The organism is Pseudomonas sp. IT-P2 (assembly GCF_949767575.1).
Classification (GTDB): domain Bacteria; phylum Pseudomonadota; class Gammaproteobacteria; order Pseudomonadales; family Pseudomonadaceae; genus Aquipseudomonas; species Aquipseudomonas pharyngis.
On record NZ_CATKQA010000033.1, the window covers coordinates 422,218 to 440,939 of the forward strand.

15 protein-coding genes are annotated in these 18,722 nt (G+C 61.4%); 6 read left to right on the forward strand and 9 right to left on the reverse strand.

Features of this window, described 5'->3' with window-relative positions; all coding sequences use genetic code 11:
• Window positions 1–18 precede the first annotated feature (18 nt).
• A complete protein-coding gene (locus tag ACM6JM_RS18120) occupies window positions 19–2,220 on the reverse strand; it encodes a hypothetical protein (RefSeq protein WP_210711112.1) in 2,202 nt (733 codons plus the stop codon).
• 197 nt (window positions 2,221–2,417) lie between these two features.
• Here ACM6JM_RS18120 and ACM6JM_RS18125 point away from each other — a divergent pair, with 197 nt between their 5' ends.
• Complete coding sequence (locus tag ACM6JM_RS18125; protein WP_163974132.1) at window positions 2,418–3,314, forward strand: NAD(P)-dependent oxidoreductase; 897 nt, start codon at window positions 2,418–2,420, stop codon at window positions 3,312–3,314.
• Here the strand turns inward: ACM6JM_RS18125 and ACM6JM_RS18130 are convergent.
• Window positions 3,205–5,487 carry a putative bifunctional diguanylate cyclase/phosphodiesterase gene (locus tag ACM6JM_RS18130; RefSeq protein ID WP_414882285.1) on the reverse strand — a complete coding sequence of 761 codons (2,283 nt, stop codon included), beginning with the start codon at window positions 5,485–5,487 and terminating at the stop codon, window positions 3,205–3,207. The two genes, ACM6JM_RS18125 and ACM6JM_RS18130, sit on opposite strands and share 110 nt — an antisense overlap.
• A gap of 163 nt (window positions 5,488–5,650) precedes the next feature.
• Entirely contained in the window at window positions 5,651–6,004 is a 354-nt protein-coding gene (locus tag ACM6JM_RS18135) for a YkgJ family cysteine cluster protein (RefSeq protein WP_039771496.1), read from the reverse strand.
• A gap of 301 nt (window positions 6,005–6,305) precedes the next feature.
• On the opposite strand from ACM6JM_RS18135, the gene ACM6JM_RS18140 reads away from it, so the two are divergent.
• A complete protein-coding gene (locus tag ACM6JM_RS18140; RefSeq protein WP_039771403.1) occupies window positions 6,306–7,655 on the forward strand; it encodes a spinster family MFS transporter in 1,350 nt (449 codons plus the stop codon).
• 201 nt (window positions 7,656–7,856) lie between these two features.
• Here ACM6JM_RS18140 and rapA read toward each other — a convergent pair whose 3' ends face one another.
• Window positions 7,857–10,703: an RNA polymerase-associated protein RapA gene (gene rapA / locus ACM6JM_RS18145; protein ID WP_414882286.1), complete on the reverse strand. Its 2,847-nt coding sequence runs from the start codon at window positions 10,701–10,703 to the stop codon at window positions 7,857–7,859.
• Window positions 10,704–10,942: 239 nt separating this feature from the next.
• Here rapA and ACM6JM_RS18150 point away from each other — a divergent pair, with 239 nt between their 5' ends.
• Window positions 10,943–11,284, forward strand: a complete 342-nt coding sequence (locus tag ACM6JM_RS18150) for an aspartate-semialdehyde dehydrogenase (RefSeq protein ID WP_074691426.1) — start codon at window positions 10,943–10,945, stop codon at window positions 11,282–11,284.
• Here the strand turns inward: ACM6JM_RS18150 and ACM6JM_RS18155 are convergent.
• The 3 genes from ACM6JM_RS18155 to ACM6JM_RS18165 form a co-directional block, all read right to left on the reverse strand.
• Window positions 11,254–12,465 (reverse strand): aminotransferase class V-fold PLP-dependent enzyme, encoded by a 1,212-nt coding sequence (locus ACM6JM_RS18155; RefSeq protein WP_414882287.1) that lies wholly within the window; start codon window positions 12,463–12,465, stop codon window positions 11,254–11,256. The two genes, ACM6JM_RS18150 and ACM6JM_RS18155, sit on opposite strands and share 31 nt — an antisense overlap.
• Window positions 12,462–12,932: a RidA family protein gene (locus tag ACM6JM_RS18160; RefSeq protein ID WP_074691428.1), complete on the reverse strand. Its 471-nt coding sequence runs from the start codon at window positions 12,930–12,932 to the stop codon at window positions 12,462–12,464. The genes ACM6JM_RS18155 and ACM6JM_RS18160 overlap by 4 nt, the downstream gene beginning before the upstream one ends.
• 88 nt (window positions 12,933–13,020) lie before the next feature.
• Entirely contained in the window at window positions 13,021–13,887 is an 867-nt protein-coding gene (locus tag ACM6JM_RS18165) for a LysR substrate-binding domain-containing protein (protein WP_039771414.1), read from the reverse strand.
• A gap of 185 nt (window positions 13,888–14,072) precedes the next feature.
• On the opposite strand from ACM6JM_RS18165, the gene ACM6JM_RS18170 reads away from it, so the two are divergent.
• Both ACM6JM_RS18170 and ccoM read left to right on the forward strand, forming a co-directional pair.
• Window positions 14,073–14,234, forward strand: a complete 162-nt coding sequence (locus ACM6JM_RS18170; protein WP_007959203.1) for a hypothetical protein — start codon at window positions 14,073–14,075, stop codon at window positions 14,232–14,234.
• 145 nt (window positions 14,235–14,379) lie between these two features.
• A complete protein-coding gene (gene ccoM, locus ACM6JM_RS18175) occupies window positions 14,380–14,496 on the forward strand; it encodes a cytochrome c oxidase subunit CcoM (protein WP_007959205.1) in 117 nt (38 codons plus the stop codon).
• Window positions 14,497–15,066: 570 nt separating this feature from the next.
• Here the strand turns inward: ccoM and ACM6JM_RS18180 are convergent.
• Window positions 15,067–16,542, reverse strand: coding sequence for an inorganic phosphate transporter (locus tag ACM6JM_RS18180; RefSeq protein ID WP_039771417.1), 1,476 nt, complete (start codon window positions 16,540–16,542; stop codon window positions 15,067–15,069).
• Between the two features lie 375 nt (window positions 16,543–16,917).
• Entirely contained in the window at window positions 16,918–17,118 is a 201-nt protein-coding gene (locus ACM6JM_RS18185) for a hypothetical protein (protein WP_007957826.1), read from the reverse strand.
• Between the two features lie 643 nt (window positions 17,119–17,761).
• Here ACM6JM_RS18185 and pcaR point away from each other — a divergent pair.
• The gene (pcaR, locus tag ACM6JM_RS18190) at window positions 17,762–18,604 is read left to right on the forward strand and encodes a pca regulon transcriptional regulator PcaR (RefSeq protein ID WP_007917109.1); all 843 of its coding nucleotides are present in this window, start codon (window positions 17,762–17,764) and stop codon (window positions 18,602–18,604) included.
• The last annotated feature ends 118 nt before the right edge of the window (window positions 18,605–18,722 follow it).

Consider the following 18,722-nt stretch of genomic DNA (forward strand, 5'->3'; position numbering starts at 1 on the left):
GGGCGCCTCGATCTGGTGTCAGACCGAGTAAGACTTGCCAGTATGGTTATTAAGGGAAATAACCTTGGTCTTGCCGATCCGGTGACGGTAGATCTCACGCAGGTACTTGATCGACTTCTTCACGCAATCGCGCGACAGGCGAATGTCATTGATCGAGACAAACTTCTCTTTGTCGTTGATCAGTTCGCGGTACTTCTTCTCATACATCGGCTTGATCGCGTACCAGTTGGTATCGAGGATCTTCGCCGGATTCTCGAATTCGTTGAGCAGGTCGTCGATGCGGTCCTCATCGAACTCTTCCTGAATGATGAAATCGAGGATCGAATTGTCCAAGGTCTCGTCGAATCGGTACGGGGTCTTGGCGAAGCAACGCTTGATGAACGCCACGATCAGCGTCAGGAAGTCGTCCGACAGGCACGGGCTTTTGGCGATCAGGGTGGTCAGCGACAGGTTGGCCGAGGCGCCGATCACCAGCGCGTAGCGCTTGAGCGTGGTGTTGGGGAACAGGCTGTTGAGGTGGGTCTTCAACCGGTTCAGGTCCATGTACGACAGCTTGTAGTCTTTCGGCAGCGAAACGATCGAGACCACCGACGAGCAGTTCTTGAAGAAGTGCAGGTCGTGCAGCGCAGCCGCGTCGTAGCCGGAGTTCTTGTATTGCTCAAGCGAGGCGCGATAACGCTTGGACTCGATCGGCAGCAGGCTGATGCCTTCGATGGCCTGGGTCACTTTATTGAAGTGCGGCAGGTCGATCGAGCGGAAAAACAGGTCGTCGATGTTCAGGCGCTGCGGCTCTTTGTCGAACACCTTGAACTTGTCGCTGCTCGGCGGCGGGGTTTCCGGCACCACGGATTCGGCGTAGGCAATCGCCACCGGGCCGGCCAGACTCATGAACAGGTCGTTGGCGTCCAGGCGAATGGTCTCGCCGATGTCGATGCCGGCGCGACGGAAATAGTTCTGGTCGTAGTCGGTCGTGACCGCCTGGGCCGTCAGAATGTTGAAGATCTGCTGCGAGATGTATTGGTTGGCGTGCTTCTCCATCGCATTGACATCAATGTTCTGGATGTTGCCGTCATCGCTCTCTTCGGCGTAACGCATGATGTCGTTGGAAATCAGCATCATCGCGTTCCATGGGCGGATACGGCCCATGACGCTGGCTTCGCTGCTGTCTTCGTTGGCGAAGTTGTACGAGAAATCCCATTCTTCCGAGAGGTATTTGCACAGCAGACGACCGGCGTTGATGTGCAGCGCCTCGGACATTTCGCTGCGGTGATCGGAAATGTTCGGCAGCACGCAGATGCCGCTGGTGAAGATCGGTTCGAACACGAAGGAATGACCGCTCTTGCCGTCATGCTCGTCCATCGGCTTGGTGTCGAACGTCTTGTTCATGTACGAGTGCTGCTGGGCCAGGCCGAATTCCGAGGCCATGCCCGAACCGGTACCACCGCCGGCACTGAAGATCGAGAAATACAGGCGCGACTGGTTGGCCTTGATGCCGCAGCTGTCGATCAGGTACGAGTGGATCATTTTCCAGTCGGGGCTGGAGAAACGCTGGGTGTCCTTGTTGAGGATGATCTTCGCCAGGTACTGGCCGAGGATCGGCGCGTTACCGGCGCCACCGGCGTGGACTTCGGACAAGTCCATGATCTTCATCTTGCTGTAGTCGCGCAGGAAGCCGCTTTTTTCGCCCTTGCGCGAGAAACGGATACGCCCGGCAATGTCCTTGTCGAGGTCGCCGAGCATCACCAGCGGCTCCACCAGGAACACCGGTTTGGTCGACTTGTTCGGGCCGATCCGCAGGTTCTGCTTGATCCACTGGGCCGGGCTGTAGCCCTTGTCGGCCAAGCGACGATCGCTTGAGGGGCGATCCTCGTTGTTGAATTCGTTGAGGTAGAACTTGCGCGCGTTGTACACCAGCTCCGCCACGTCGAGGGCGATGTTGGAGCCGCAGCGACCGAGGCCGATCAGGCACACCGAGGGGAATTCCTGATCGTTGTGCTGTTCGTTGTCGCCTTCCAGGTGCGGCGGGCGCGGGAACACCAGGTCACGCAGGCCATCGAGGTTGTCGAGGATGCGGTCGGTGTTGGTTTCGGTGAAGTACAGGTATTGCTGGGTGCCCAGCGGGCGCGAGGGGGGCAATGGCTTCATCGGGGCAGGGCTGTTCGCCGCAGGGCTCAGAGTCAGATCGGATACCGCAGTGGCCGGATTGTTTTTAGAAGTCATTGAGCGCCATCTACCTGGACTGGTTGGTTCAACGACCGCTGTCGTCGAACCTCACGGAATGGGAATCTCGCGTCTTTTTTCTGCGCGTGTTTGGCCCGTGCGTCAGGGGTCTGGCCTGAGTGTCGCGCGGGGGAATCCTTTCCTGATTGATGATGGATCGGCCATTATTCGGCGATCTTTAATCAAAAGGAGGCTAAATGATGTCAACGCGACCTTCGTTGGGTTTTGCCGGAATCGGCCTGATGGGCCTGCCGATGTGCCGCCGTCTGCTGGCCGCCGGTTACCCGCTGACGGTGTGGAACCGCAACCCGGCCAAGTGCGCGCCGCTGGTCGAGGCCGGCGCCCGGCAGGTGGCGACGCCCGCTGAGCTCTGTGAGCAGGCTGACGTGGTGATGCTGTGCCTGGCCGACACGGCGGTGGTGCGCGAAGTGGTGTTCGGTCCGGCCGGCGTGGCTGAGGGGGCGAAACCCGGTCAGTTGCTGGTGGATTTTTCCAGCCTTGAACCGACGGCCACCCGTGAAATGGCCGCCGAACTGGCCGACAAGACAGGCATGGCCTGGCTCGATTCGCCGGTGTCCGGCGGGGTGGTCGGCGCCGAGGCAGGCAGCCTGGCGATCATGGTGGGCGGTGATGCAGCGGATCTTGATCGCGTACGACCGGTACTGCTCGAACTCGGGCAGCGCGTCACGCACATGGGTGGCGTCGGCGCCGGTCAGGTAACCAAGGCCTGCAATCAGATGATCGTCGCCTGCAACGCTTTGGTGATCGCCGAAGTGGTGGCGCTGGCCGAGCAGGCCGGGGTCGATGCCAGCCTGATTGCCGAAGCGCTGGCCGGTGGTTTTGCCGATTCGAAACCGTTGCAGATCCTCGCCCCGCAAATGGCCGAAAGCCGTTTCGAACCGGTGAAGTGGCACGTGCGCACGCTGCTCAAGGATCTGGATACCGCAGTGAAGTTTTCCCGGGAAACCGGCTCGGCCACACCGATCAGCGGATTGGCCGCACAACTGATGCGCCTGCATGGGGCACAAGGCTTTTTGCAGAAGGATCCAGCGACACTGGTGCAAATGTACCGCGCGCCAGACTCAGCGGATTGAGCACGTGCGCGTGTTTGCGCTGGTTGATTTCCTCCAGCACCGGGCGCAGTTCGGCCAGTGGCACCGGGCGGCTGAGCAGGTAGCCCTGAATGAAGTCGCAGCCCGAGCGCTCGAGGAATTCGTACTGCTCCAGGCTTTCGACGCCTTCGGTGACCACCTGCAAATGCAGGGTGTGCGCCATGACGATGATCGCCTGGACGATTTCCATGTCGGCGGTGGCCTTGGGAATGTCGAGGATGAACGAGCGGTCGACCTTCAGGGTGTTGAGCGGCAGGCGCTTGAGATAGGCCAGCGACGAATAGCCGGTGCCGAAGTCGTCGATCGACAATGACACGCCGAGGGCGCGGATCTGCCGCAGCAGCACCAGGGTGTTGGCGATGTTGCCCATCAAGGCGTTTTCGGTGACCTCCAGTTCCAGCCGTTCCGGGGCGACCCCGGCGCTGCGCAAGGCGTGCTCGATTTCATTGGCCAGTTCTTCCCGGGCCAGATTCAGCGGTGAGCAGTTCCAGGCGATCTTCAGCTCTTCACAGCCATGGCGCGACAGCTCGCCGAGATCTTCACAGGCCTTGCGCAGGACCCAGTTGTCGAGCTCGGCAATCAGGCCGTTGTTTTCGGCGATGGCAATGAAGCGATCCGGGGTGAGCAGGCCGTGTACCGGATGCTGCCAGCGGATCAGCGCTTCGAGCTTGGTGACCTTGCCGGTCTTGAGTTCGAAGATCGGCTGGTAATACAGCAACAGACCGTTCTCCTGACGCAGCGCGTGGCGCAGTTCTTCCTCCAGTTGCAGTTCGAGGCTGGCGCGGTTTTTCAGGTTGGAATCGAAAAAGTGCACGCCGTTGCGCCCGGCGCCTTTGGACTGGTACAGCGCCAGATCCGCATGCTTGAGCAGTTCATCGCAGGTCGAGCCGTCCTCGGGAAACAGGCTGATGCCGATGCTGGTGGTCATCACCATGCGTCGTCCGGCCAGTTCGATCGGTTCTTTCATCTTGAGCATGATGCGCTGGGCCAGATTGCGCGCTTCTTCGCGGTCGCGCAGGCCGATGAGGATGCAGAACTCGTCGCCGCCGAATCGCGCCACCACGTCTTCATGGCTGCGCACCGAGCCCTTGATGTGCTGGGCGATGACCTTCAGCAGTTCGTCGCCGGCGTCATGGCCGAGGCTGTCGTTGATGCGTTTGAAGTGGTCGATGTCGAGGAACATCACCGCGAGCATGCCGCCTTCGCTGGTTTTCTGGCTGAGTTTTTCAGCGAAGATCTGATTGAAGCCGCGCCGGTTGATCAGGTTGGTCAGGGCGTCGTAGTTGGCCACGTGCTGCAGCGACATGCGCGCCTGATCGAGCTGGCTGAGCAGAGCGTTGACCCGGCGCAGATCGTGTTCCTTGTTCTGCAGCTTCTTGTCGGCCAGCGCGGCGCTGATGGCGCTGCCGAGAATCAGCAGCGTGATCAGCGCGACGGTGAGGCCCAACTGCAAGTGACTGGATTGCGACGCCAGGGTTGGCAATTGCCCCTCGGGCAGCACCAGTTGCAGCGCCGCCATGCCGGTGAAATGCATGCTGAGGATGCCGGCGCCGAGAATCAGCGCGGCCAGGTATTTGAGCATCTGGATGTGCAGGCCAGTGCCTTCGCGCAAGTTGCCGGCGACCCACAACGCCGCGAAGCTGGCGCCGATGGCGATCACGATCGACGACAGGAACAGGGTGGGCTCGTAGTAGGCCGTGGCGGCGGATTCGATGGCGGCCATGCCGACGTAGTGCATGCCGGCGATGCCGAGGCCGATGACGATGGCGGTCTTGAGGTATTGCAGCAGACTCGGCTGCGGATGGCTGAGGGTGTGCATCGCCAGCCAGGACGCCAATAACGCGATCACCAGAGAAAACAGGGTCACGGGCAGGTCGTACTGAATGTCGATCGGCGCCTGGAACGCCAGCATGCTGATGAAGTGCATGGCCCAGATACCGCCGGCCAGGCAGGTCGCGCCGATCCAGCGCCACAGTCGCTGCGAACCGGGTTCTTCAGCGTGGGCGACCCGTTCGGCCATGTCGAGGGTGGCAAAACTCGCGGCGCAGGCGACCAGGTAGGCCACCAGCACCAACAGGGGATTGTGTGTGCAATTGAGGATGACCTGCCCGCTCTCCGGCTGCTCGGCAACAAATTGCAAACCAAGCCACTCCATAGCATGCCCCGTCTCTGAATACGTCCTTACTGCGTCATCAACGCAGGCGAATGTTTGCAGTATAGAGGCGGTTTTTGCCGTGCAAGCGGTAGTGGCACATTGGCGCTAATGATTTCGGCATTAGCGTCATAGCGTTTGGCACTAAGCGTTGAAAGGCCTGGACTCAGGCGACTTCGTTCCAGTGCGGTTGCAGCGGTGGCAGGCCGAACCGGGCACGTGCCTTGTCGCAGTCGGTATTCTGTTCGCCGTTTTCCCACGACGCTTCGAACTCCCGGCAGGGGCTGGAACGCTTGTCGTAGATCGTGCAACTCACGGCTGTTCCGACTTCGCCCTCCAGCGCGGTGCAGCGCGGCGCCTTGCGGTCGGTGCCGATCATCGCGACCCGGCTGGGCGTGATCTGGGTGACCAGTTCATCGGGCACGGTCCCGCCGGAGGATGCGCATTCACCCCAGAAAAATGACACACGAAAATGGGAACAGCAGGCACCGCAATTCAGACACGGACTGACTTCGGACATGGGCGGGATATCAAAGGGGTTGATCGGCAGGATCCGGACGGATCCGGCGGCCATTCTAGGCTTCGCCACGGCGTTGGGAAGGGGGGCGTGAAAGTATTTTTTCATTGCCGGATTTTTCTGCAAAACCCCCGTTTTTCGGGGGATTCGAAGCATTTCAAGGGCTTACGTTTCGTTACACGGCCATGGCCCGTCATCAGGCTGACGAATGATCACAGACAGCCCCGACGAGCGTGACTAGATTGCAGGTTCCGGGCTCGATGCGTTGGCAGTGAAGCCCTCATAACAATAAAGAGACGGACCCATGCAGAACTCGACCCAAGCGGCGAATGCCTGGCGCATTCTGTTCCTGCTGTTCCTTGCCAACCTGTTCAACTTCTTCGATCGCACCATCCCGGCGATCATCATCGAGCCGATCCGCATGGAATGGCACCTCAGCGATTTTCAGCTGGGGATCGTCGGCACCGCGTTCACTCTGGTTTACGCGATTGCCGGATTACCACTGGGCCGCCTGGCCGACACCGGTTCGCGCAGCAAACTGATGGGCTGGGGCCTGGCGACCTGGAGCGCGCTGACGGCGGTCAACGGTCTGGTCGGCAGTTTCTGGAGCTTCCTGCTGGTGCGCATGGGCATCGGCATTGGTGAAGCCAGTTACGCGCCCGCCGCCAACTCGCTGATCGGCGATCTGTTCCCGGCCCATCGCCGGGCCCGGGCCATGGGCATTTTCATGCTCGGCCTGCCGCTGGGGCTGCTGCTGGCCTTCTTCACCATCGGCTGGATGGTCAAGGCGTTCGACAGCTGGCGCGCGCCGTTCTTCATCGCCGCCGTGCCGGGGCTGGTACTGGCGGTGTTCATGTTCTTCATCAAGGAACCCAAGCGCGGCGCGGCGGAAACCGTGCAGGTGTCCCAGGAGAAAGTCGACAAACCGATCCGCCGCGTCCTCGCCGTGCCGACCTTCCTGTGGCTGGTGATGGCCGGGCTGTGCTTCAACTTCGCGACCTACGCCTGCAACTCGTTCCTGGTGCCGATGCTCCAGCGTTATTTCCTGATGCCGTTGCAGGACGCGGCGGTGGCGACCGGGGTGATCGTCGGTGTGACCGGATTGATCGGCCTGACCCTCGGTGGCTGGATCGCCGACAAGATTCACCAGCGGGTGGCTAACGGGCGACTGCTGTTTGCCGCGTTCAGCCTGATCATCTCGACCCTGTGCACGGCGTGGGCGCTGCATGCCGGGCGCATCGAGATCGGGGTGTTTGTCGCTGTGTTCAGCGTTGGCTGGCTGTTCGCCTACAACTTCTACACCTGTGTGTACACGGCGATTCAGGACGTGGTTGAACCGCGTCTGCGGGCCACGGCGATGGCGCTGTTCTTTGCCGGGTTGTATTTGCTCGGTGGCGGCTTGGGCCCGGTGGTGGTCGGTGGTTTGTCGGATCACTTTGCCAAGTCGGCGATGGCCTCGGCGGGCGCCGAGCAGATGACCGAAGCCTTCAAGGCCGTCGGTCTGCATGATGCGATGTATCTGATTCCGGTGGCGCTGTTCCTGACCATGGTGTTCCTGTTCCTCGCCTCGCGCTGTTTTGTGCGGGATGCGAAGCGGATGAAGGACGGGATGGTGGCGGTGGTTGAGCCGCAGAGTCAGGCCGTTACCGCTTGATGACCTGCATCGCCTGATCGTTCCCACGCTCTGCGTGGGAATGCAGCCCGGGACGCTCTGCGTCCGATTCGAGAACTGGAACGCGGAGCGTCCCTTGAGGCATTCCCACGCGGAGCGTGGGAACGATCAGTGAGGGGGGCAGACAAAAAAAGGCCCGCATCGCTGCGGGCCTTTTCGTTTTTGGCGATGGAGCAGGGCAGTTTAGCCCGCCACCAGCACCCGGATCGCTTCCAGTCGCAGCGCGGCCTTGTCGAGCATCGCCAGACCTTGTTCACGCTGCTTGCGCAGGGCATCCAGTTCGCTGTCGCGCACGGTCGGGTTGACCGCTTGCAATGCGGTCAGGCGTGCCAGTTCTTCGTCGGTGTCGGCTGCCAGACGGCGGCGGGCCTCGGCGACGCGCTCGGCGTGGCGCGGGGTGACCTTGTCTTCACCGGCGTTGATCCGTGGCGTCAGCTGATCGCGCTGGGCCTGGATGAACTTGTTGGCGCTGGCGCGCGGCACGCTTTCCAGTTGATCGTTCAAGGTCTCGAACGCCACGCGCGATGACAGGTCGTTGCCGTTGGCGTCGAGCAGGCAGCGCAGGGCGGCCGGCGGCAGGTAACGGCCCAGTTGCAGCGAACGCGGGGCAACCACTTCGCTGACGTAGAGCAATTCCAGCAGCACGGTGCCTGGCTTGAGCGCCTTGTTCTTGATCAGCGCGACGGCGGTGTTGCCCATCGAACCGGACAGCACCAGATCCATGCCGCCCTGCACCATCGGGTGTTCCCAGGTGATGAACTGCATGTCTTCACGCGACAGCGCCTGGTTGCGGTCGTAGGTGATGGTCACGCCTTCGTCGTCGCCCAGCGGGAAACTGGCGTCGAGCATCTTCTCGCTCGGCTTGAGGATCAGGGCGTTTTCCGAATGGTCTTCGCTGTCGATGCCGAACGCGTCGAACAGGGTTTCCATGTAGATCGGCAGGGCGAACTGGTCGTCCTGTTCGAGGATGGCCTCGACCAGCGCTTCACCTTCGCCGGCGCCGCCGGAGTTGAGTTCCAGCAGGCGGTCGCGACCGGTGTGCAGCTCGGCTTCCAGGCGCTCGCGCTCGGTGCGCGCCTCGTCGATCAGCGCTTGCCACTCGCCGTCGTCGGCCTCTTCGAGCAGCGGCAGCAGGCGCGCGCCGAACTGATGCTGCAAGGCGTTGCCGGTCGGACAGGTGTTGAGGAACGCGTTCAGTGCTTCGTGATACCACTGGAACAGGCGCTCTTGCGGGCTGGTTTCCAGGTACGGCACGTGCAGTTCGATGATGTGCTTCTGGCCGATCCGGTCCAGACGACCGATCCGCTGTTCCAGCAGGTCCGGGTGCGACGGCAGATCGAACAGCACCAGGTGGTGGGCGAACTGGAAGTTGCGACCTTCGCTGCCGATTTCCGAGCAGATCAGCACCTGCGCGCCGAACTCTTCGTCGGCGAAGTAGGCGGCGGCGCGGTCACGCTCGAGGATGTTCATGCCTTCGTGGAACACCGTGGCCGGGATGCCGGAGCGCACGCGCAGGGCGTCTTCCAGGTCCATCGCGGTTTCGGCGTGGGCGCAGATCACCAGCACTTTGGTGCGCTTGAGCATTTTCAGCTGGTCGATCAGCCACTCGACGCGCGGGTCGAATTTCCACCAGCGTTCTTCTTCGCTGGCGTCCGGCTGGGCCTGGAAGCTGACTTCCGGGTACAGCTCGGCGTGTTCGCCCAGCGGCAGTTCGAGGTATTCGTCCGGGCATGGCAGCGGGTACGGGTGCAGTTTGCGCTCCGGGAAACCCTGCACGGCGGCGCGGGTGTTACGGAACAGCACGCGGCCGGTGCCGTGGCGGTCGAGCAGTTCACGCACGAGGCGGGCGCTGGCTTCGGTGTCGCCATCGTTGACGGCGGTGAGCAGGGCTTCACCTTCGTTGCCGAGGAAACCGTGGATGGTCTTGTGCGCGGCTGGCGACAGGCGCCCCTTGTCCAGCAGCTCCTGAACGGCTTCGGCCACCGGGCGATAGTTTTCGCTCTCGGCGCGGAAGGCGGCCAGGTCATGGAAACGGTTCGGGTCGAGCAGGCGCAGACGGGCGAAGTGGCTGTCCTGACCGAGTTGTTCCGGGGTAGCGGTGAGCAGCAGCACGCCGGGAATGACTTCGGCCAGCTGTTCAACCAGCGAGTATTCCGGGCTGACTTTCTCTTCGTGCCACACCAGGTGGTGGGCTTCGTCGACCACCATCAGGTCCCAGCCGGCAGCGAACAGGGCGTCCTGCGCCTTTTCATCGTCGACCAGCCACTCCAGTGCCACCAGGGCCAGCTGGGTGTCTTCGAACGGGTTGGTGGCATCGCTTTCGATGAAGCGTTCTTCGTCGAACAGCGCGACCTGCAGGTTGAAGCGGCGGCGCATTTCCACCAGCCATTGGTGCTGGAGGTTTTCCGGAACCAGGATCAGCACGCGGTTGGCGCGCCCTGACAGCAACTGGCGATGGATCACCAGACCGGCTTCGATGGTCTTGCCCAGACCCACTTCGTCCGCCAGCAGTACGCGCGGCGCGATGCGGTCGGCGACTTCACGGGCAATGTGCAGCTGGTGGGCGATCGGTTGCGCACGCACGCCGCCCAGGCCCCAGAGCGAAGACTGCAACTGGCGGCTGGTGTGTTCCAGAGTGTGATAACGCAGGGAGAACCACGCCAGCGGGTCGATCTGGCCGGCGAACAGACGGTCGCTGGCCAGGCGGAACTGAATGAAGTTCGACAGCTGGGTTTCCGGCAGGGTGACCGCTTCGTTCTGTGCGTTGAGGCCGTGGTAGACCATCAGGCCGTCGACGTCGTCGACTTGCTGGACGGTCATCTTCCAGCCTTCGAAGTGCGTGATCGAATCGCCCGGCGAGAACCGCACGCGGGTGAGGGGCGCATTCCGTAGCGCGTACTGGCGAGTCTCGCCAGTGGCCGGGTAAAGCACGGTCAACAAGCGGCCGTCCTGTGCCAGAACGGTGCCTAAACCAAGCTCTGCTTCGCTGTCACTGATCCAGCGTTGCCCCGGTTGATACTGCTGCGCCATGCTGCCTGACTCCCACCTTGAAAAAGCGGGCTATCTTAACGGAATGAGGGCCTGAGGCCAAAGGATAAGGAGCGGTAACGAGCTTTTGGCTGCACGCTGCAAGTAAGGCAAATGTGGTCATCTGTCAGTTTTACGCAGGGCCGGGGCACCTGTGAGTGCCAACCCGGTCACAAGTTTGCGACAGATGGTTCAAGGCAACCTCGCCCCAGCCGATAGCTTGCTGACAGGAGACCCTTCATATGCTGCCACCGATGCTCCCCCTGAGCGCCGTGCCGATCACCTCCCAGCAGGATCCGATCCGCCAGCGACCGGACATTCCCCCTGTGGTGCCGGTGCAGGAAAGCTCCAACGAAAGCACCATCGACCTGCAAAAGCGCGACCCGGAAGAGGACGGCTATCTGCTGCGCGAAGAGCAGCGCCGCCAGCAGGAACGCGATCGCCGCCGCCGCGAAGCCGACGACGACCCCGAAGCGCACCTCGCCGTTCCCGGCACCGAACTCAATGCCGACAACACTGTGCCGGTGGCGCCGCTGATGGACGATCAGCCGCGTCAGGGGCTTTGGGTCGATATCGAAATCTGAGGCCGGGCGGCCAGCTCCGTCAGGTTTTCCAGCAACACGTCGATCTCTTCTTGTGTGTTCAAGTAGCTCACCGCCACCCGCGCAATATTTGTCAGCCCGCGCGCCTGCATGTCCAGCGGCGTGTAGGCCACGCCATTGGCGCCGATGTTGATTCGTCGTTCGGCCAACGTCTGTTTCAGCGCCACGCTGTCCCAGCCCTCAAGCGTGAAGGCGATCAGCCCGGATTGTTGATTGGCCGCGCCGAGATTCCGCGGTGTCAGACCGGGAATCGCCTTCAGGCGTTGGCGCAATTCACTGCTCAGCTGTTCGATGCGTTGGCGGATGGCGATCGCGCCGAGGCGGTTGTGCTCCTCCAGCGCATTGGTCAACCCCGCCAGCAGGGCCAGCGACACCTCGCTGGTTTCAAAGCGGCGCGCGTCGTCACGCAGGGTAAATCGCTTGCCGTCCCACGGCGCCGACAATACATCGCGTTGCACGGGGAGCAGCCGTTGCAGAAATTGCGGCCGAATGTACATCAACGCCGTGCCGCGCGGCCCGCGCAGAAACTTGCGTCCGGCACCCTTGAGCACGTCGCACTGCAAGGCCTGAACATCGCAGGGCAACTGTCCCAGTGCCTGGCCGGCGTCGATGAAATAAGGGATGCCGTGGCGCCGCGCGACATTGCCGATCTGCGCGGCGGGGTTGATCAGACCGCCGTTGGCCGGCAGCCAGGTCAGGGCGATCAGACGTACCTGGCCGTCGATCATCTGCGCCAGGGCTTGCGGATCGACCGCACCTTTGGCATCGCAAGGAATCACTTCGAGCCGCGCGCCGGCCTTCACCGCTTCGGCCATGCACGCCAGGTTGCCGGCCCATTCATGGCGACCCACCAGAATCCGTTCGCCGGGCTGCCACGGCCCCAGCGCGTTGAACGCCTGACTCCAGGCTGCCGAGCCGCTGCTGGCGAAGGCGATGTCTTCGGGCTGGGCGTTGAGCAGGACGGCGGCCGCATTGCGCGCGCGTTCCTGGACCCGGTTGTCTGCCGACTCCATCGGCCCGCCGAGTGCTTCGCGTTGCAGCTGTTCGATCACTGCATCGAGGGTGGCGTGGCTTGGCAGCGAGGCGCCGGCGTGGTTGAAGTGGATCACCTGGGCGCAGCCGGGCGTGGCGGCGCGCAGACGCAAGATGTCGTCGATGTTCACGGCTTGAGCTCGAAGATTGCGTCGATTTCCACCGCGACGCCGGCCGGCAGGCTCGCCACGCCGACCGCGGTGCGCACGTGTCGGCCCTTGTCGCCGAGGGCGTTGACCAGCAGATTCGAGGCGCCGTTGGCGACGACGCCCTGAGCCTTGAAGTCCGGCGTGGCGGCCACGAAAACCCCGAGGCGCAGGATGCGCACCAGCTTCGACAGGTCATCGCCCAGCGCATGGCTCAACTGGGCGAGCAGGCCCAAGGCAGCCAGTTCAGCGGCGTTGGCGCCTTCTTCGTCGGAGATCGCTTCGCCCAGTCGTCCGATGAACGCAGGTTTGCCGTCGAGCAATGGAATCTGCCCGGAGATGAACAACTGGTTCTGGCTGACCACGTGGTTGACGTAATTGGCGATCGGCTGGCTCGGCTCGGGCAGGCGCAGGCCGAGTTGTTGCACGCGTTGGCTGAGGGAATCGGTCATGGGAAGTCCTCCTGAGTGAGGGCTTCAGCATGTTGGGGCGAGCGAAGGGCGACAAACGGATAGATTTAATCCGACGCATCCAAAAAACTCATGCGTTCGCGGTTTCCTCCAGCCATTCGCAGAAACTCTGCGCCGCCGGCGTGGGCGGGCGTTGCGGCGTGACCAGCCAATAACCGATCTCGCCGAGCATCGGCGGGGTGTCGAAAGCCGGTACCAGCGCGCCTTCCTTGATCCGCCGTTCGATCATTCGCTGGCGACCCATGGCAATGCCCTGACCGGCGACGGCCGCTTCGACGACGATGTTGTAGTCGTGGAGCATGACGCTGGACACATGAGCCAGATCGATGCCGCTGTGTTGCTGCCAGTCGATCCATTCGAACGGCTGGTGCGACTTGGCCATCAGCAAGGGGCCGTTGGTCACGCCTTTGGCCTTGAAGGCCGGGCTGCAGACTGGCGTCAGGGTTTCAGCCATGAACCGCCGGGCCTGGACTTTCGGCCAACCGCCCTTGCCGTAGCGGATCGCCAGATCCACCTCGCCGGCATCGACGTCGGCCAGTTGCACGGCGGGCAGCAGTTCGACATGGATGTTCGGGTATTTCGCGTTGAAGTCCGCCAGACGCGGCGCCAGCCACAAGGTGGCGAAGGAGGCGAGCAGGCCGATGCGCAAGGTGGTGGGGCGCTCGCCGCGCAGGTCGTGGGTGGCGGCGGCAATCGCGGCGAGGGCCGGCTCGATCTGCCGATAGTAATGTTCGCCGGCGGCCGTCAGATCGATCGCCCGGGTGCGGCGCACGAACAGTCGCTGATCGAGGAATTCTTCGAGTTTGTGTACCTGATGGCTGATCGCGCTTTGGGTCACCGACAGCTCATCGGCAGCCTTGATGAAACTCAAATGACGGGCCACGGCCTCAAAGGCACGCAAGGCCATCAGCGGTGGCAGGTCTTGATGCAGGGGCACGGCGCAGATCCTTCGGGTTCAGGGCGAGGCGCCGATTGTGCAAGCAAATCCGGTGGGCGGTACATGAAATGTTGTAGAGGGTTCAGGCGAGTGGCTGGTCAGCGTTCGCGCCAGGCCGCATTATTGGCGCAGTCCTGCCGTTGAAGCGGCAGTTGTGATTCAGTCCAAGCGATGCACCGAACGCCATGAGCCAAGACGACAAGCTGATCGACCTCAACACCGAACGCGCCAAGCGGGTTCATGACCTCAACGAGAAGCGCCTGAATGAAGTGCGCCAGGCTTTCGAGCAGGCCATGCCGTTGGGTAAACCGAAGAAAAAGCCGAAAAACAAACCGAAAAAGCGTTGATCTCCCCTGCATCCGTTGATGCAGGTCAGTTATTTCCCTTCCTTTCCTCCTCTCTGTGACCGGCATTGATCCCGGTCAATTCCTGCGCCTGCCTGATTGGTTAACTTAGTTCCATCGCAGCAGAGCAGGGGCCAGGAGGCCAGTCATGTTTTTCGATAACGTGGTGTTTGCCGGGGTCCTGACTGTGGGGCTGATGGTTCTGTTTTTTGCAGGGTTTGGATTTTTTATCTGGAAGGATGCGAACAAGCGCAAGAAGCCTTGATTCTTCCGGGTTTGATGAGCACGCAAGGCATTTTGGGCAACTTCGGTTGCCCTTTTTTTTGTGTCTTGGCGGCCTTTGGGCCGACCATGCTCTTGGGGTTTTGGGTGAATATCCGTTTCTTCGGGGGTTGCGGCTGGCGGTTTCGCCCTTACGGCGAGTCCCTTTTTCAGACGCCAAAAAGGAACCAAAAGGCTGGGCCCCGGCGTTCGGCACCTCGCTTTGGCTCGGTGTTCCTTCGTTCCGGGATTCATCCGGGGGCATCGCCTACGGTTTGCTTCGCTGCACCTCCTCTCGATGTGTTTGGCTCCGCCAAACGGTCGCTGCGCTCCCACCCCCGGATAAATCCCTCCACTCAGCCTTCCGATGGGGCCGGCACGTCAAGAGCGGTACTCGAGCTAACGCTCATCGTGTTGAGTGGTTAGAGGCGAAAAGCGACTGCTTTTGCTTTTGCTTTGATCGTTCCCACGCTCCGCGTGGGAATGCAGCCCGGGACGCTCTGCGTCCCATTTCTGGAAGCAACAAAAAAGGCGTGATCCTCTCGAATCACGCCTTCTTCACTACATCAATCTATCAGCTACCCAGCGCCTTCGATGCCAGCCAGAACAGGCCGGCCGACAGGGCCACGGTGGCTGGCAGGGTCAGGACCCAGGCCAGCAGGATGGTTTTCACCGTGCCGCCTTGCAGGCCGCTTTTGTTGGCGACCATGGTGCCGGCCACGCCCGAGGAGAGGACGTGGGTGGTGGACACCGGCAGGCTGAAGATGTTGGCCATGCCGATCAGGCTGGCGGTGGTGATCTGGGCCGACATGCCTTGCGAGTAGGTCATGCCTTGCTTGCCGATCTTCTCGCCGATGGTCAGTACCACGCGTTTCCAGCCGACCATGGTGCCCAGGCCCAAGGCCAGGGCGACCGCCAGAATTACCCAGAACGGGGCGTATTCGGTGGTGGTGGTCAGGTCTTTGCGCAGTTTGTCCAGGTCAGCCTTTTCACGCGGGGCGAGGCCTGGCAGTTTGCTGACTTTCTTCGCAGTGTCGTCCAGGCAGAGCAGGTAACGACGCACTTCGATGCGGCTTTCCGCGGACAGCGAGTGGTAGTCGGCTACGCCTTTGAGGGTGTCGAGCAGGGCGGCGATGGTCGGTTCGGTCTGTTGCGGGTTGCAACGGAATTTCTCCGGCAGGTCGCCTTCCACGCTTTTGCCCAGGGCCAGGAATTCACCCAGGGTGTCGGCGTTGCGCTTGTAGAACTGGCTCAGGTGCAGGGTCGCGTCGCGAGTGCGTTCGATCTGGTAGGTGGTGCTGTTCAGGTCGAGTACGAACTGCGCGGGCACGATACCGATCAGTACCAGCATGATCAGGCCGATGCCTTTCTGGCCGTCGTTGGAACCGTGCACGAAGCTCACGGCCATGGCCGAGATCACCAGGACCAGGCGGTTCCAGAACGGTGGGTGCTTCTTGTCGTCGATCTTGCGGCGCTGTTCCGGCGTCTTGTGCATCTTCGACAGCGGACGCCACCACTTCAGGCCGATCAGCACCAGCGCGGCGATCAGGAAGCCGGCCATCGGCGAGAACACCAGCGAGGCGCCGATATCGATCGCTTTCTGCCAGTTGACGCCGTCAGCCAGTGGAATTTCGTTGATCAGAGCGTTGGCCAGGCCGACACCGAGGATCGAACCGATCAGCGTGTGCGAACTGGAGGCCGGGATACCGAAGTACCAGGTGCCCAGGTTCCAGGCGATCGCGGCGGCGAGCAGCGAGAACACCATTGCCAGACCATGGCCGGTGTTCACGTTGATCAACAGTTCTACCGGCAGCAGGTGCACGATGGCATACGCCACGCCAACGCCGCCCAGCAGTACGCCGAGGAAGTTGAACACGCCCGAGAAGAACACCGCCAGATGAGGCGGCATCGCTTTGGTGTAGATAACAGTGGCTACCGCGTTAGCGGTGTCATGAAATCCATTGATGAACTCGAAGGCGAGGACAAATGTCAGGGCGAGCAGGAGGCTCACAAGCACCCAGGCATCCAGTCCGCTGAATAAATCGATCATGAAGGTTTTCTGACCCGGTCATAAGGGGGCGCGATTATGCCAGAAAAGACTGGAAATCGATCCCCTACCTGCTCATCGGTAACATTCTTCAACGAATTAATTTGTATCAGGGGGCATTACCCAAGCTTTTTGCAGGGTTTTGCAAGGTGTTGATTTGGTTGATAAAAATTTGAGACGCCGGCGAATTCGCCAGTTGTCGGGAGGGGGCTGAAAGTTGTATGAAATATCTGAGAAATGCGTCTGACATGCTCCAGACCTGTGCAATACAGGGGAGTTGGCCGCTGCCCGCGGGTAGCGGGCGCGCAAGGCATCGTCAGTCCACCGTGCTTGTAGCCCGGTGAGTACGCTTACCTTCGGAAGGTGCAAAGGACGGCTTCAAGGCTCTTCGGCTTTGAGTTCCTCTTCCATTTTTTTCAGTTCTTGCTGAAAGACCTGATCCTGAACGGTAGGGCGTTTACGCCAGGCTTTGCGTTCTGGTTCGGGCTGGGCGGCGTAGGTGGTGACTTCCCCGCCGTAAACTTCCTTGTAACGTTGTTCCTGGCGCTCAAGTTCCGCGCGCAGTTCGTCTTTCGTCACAGTGCTACCTGTATGAGTTGAGATAAATGTCTGGTGAAACGCACTGCAACGAATCATTTAACCGGTTCATCAACAAGCGCTTGCCCGGACAGGCAGCGGTGTTGTCGGGAAGACGGTCAGGACTTCCATGTTGCAGGCGGCTACGGCACCAGATTAAAACTGACGCAGCATCAGTTTCCTGTTTCAGCGAGCGCGCTGGCGGTGCATGAGTAATGAGCGTCAGGCGCTGGCCGGGGCCGGCAGCGATGGACATCGCGCCAGCGGGTGGCACCGTCGGCAAATAAGAGCACGGTGCCACTGAGGTGCATTATAGCGGGCGAATCGGGATTGCCTATCTTTGCCAAGTTAAAAACGGTTCTGGATGTGTGATTGTTTTGTGACGTGCAACTTTCATCAATAGTTGCATCGCCGTTGCGCAGTGTTTGATTTCTGGCGCCATTTAGTCGGACAACTAAGGCGCTTAAACCACACCGGCGTTCCAAGTTCAAATCTGTTCCGCACAACCCAAACGAGTAGGTGAGGGCGATTGCGATTATCGGTCGACGGTTCGATAATCGCCCGGTGTTGGCGGTCTGTCGCTTGTGTATCTGCCAGCGAGCCGCTTGTATAGCCGTTGATCCGAACAAGAAAAAAAGGACCTGACATGAACGATCAAATGCGCAATTCCTTCACCTCGGTAGCGCCGCCGATCGTCGCTTCGCCGGCCAAGCGTATCCAGGCCCTGACCGGCGACCCGGATTTCATGACCTCCCTGGCCCGTGGCCTGGCGGTGGTGCAGGCGTTTCAGGAGCGCAAGCGCCACCTGACCATCGCCCAGATCAGCCATCGCACGGAAATTCCCCGCGCCGCCGTGCGCCGTTGCCTGCACACACTGATCAAGCTCGGCTACGCCACCACCGATGGGCGCACTTATTCGCTTCTGCCGAAAGTGCTGACCCTCGGTCACGCCTATCTGTCGTCGACGCCGCTGGCGGTCTCGGCCCAGCCGTATCTCGACCGCATGAGCGAGCAACTGCACGAGGCCTGCAACATGGCCACGCTGGAAGGCGACGACATTCTCTACATTGCCCGTTCGGCCACCACCCAGCGTCTGATTTCGGTGGACCTGTCGGTGGGCGGGCGCTTGCCGGCGTACTGCACGTCTATGGGGCGAATCCTGCTGGCGGCGCTGGACGACACCTCGCTGCGCGAATATCTCGACCACGCCGAACTGGTGGCCAAAACCAGCCGCACGATTCACACCCCCGACGCCTTGCTCGAATGTCTGCAGGAAGTCCGGCAGCAGGGCTGGTGCATCGTCGATCAGGAACTGGAACAAGGTCTGCGTTCGATTGCCGTGCCGGTGTATGACGCTTCCGGCCAGGTGGTGGCCGCGCTCAATGTCAGCACCCACGCCGGTCGTGTCAGCCGTACCGAGCTCGAGCAGCGCTTTCTGCCGGGCCTGTTGAGCGCCAGTCGCGACCTCAGTGCGCAATTGTTTGCCTGATGAAGCTGTTCGATAAACGCACAGAGTTGCGTTTATCGAATTGACGCTAAAACCCCCGGATCATTAATGTCGCGGCAGCGTCATCCGGCGCGAATGTGAATGAGCCCGCCGGATCGTC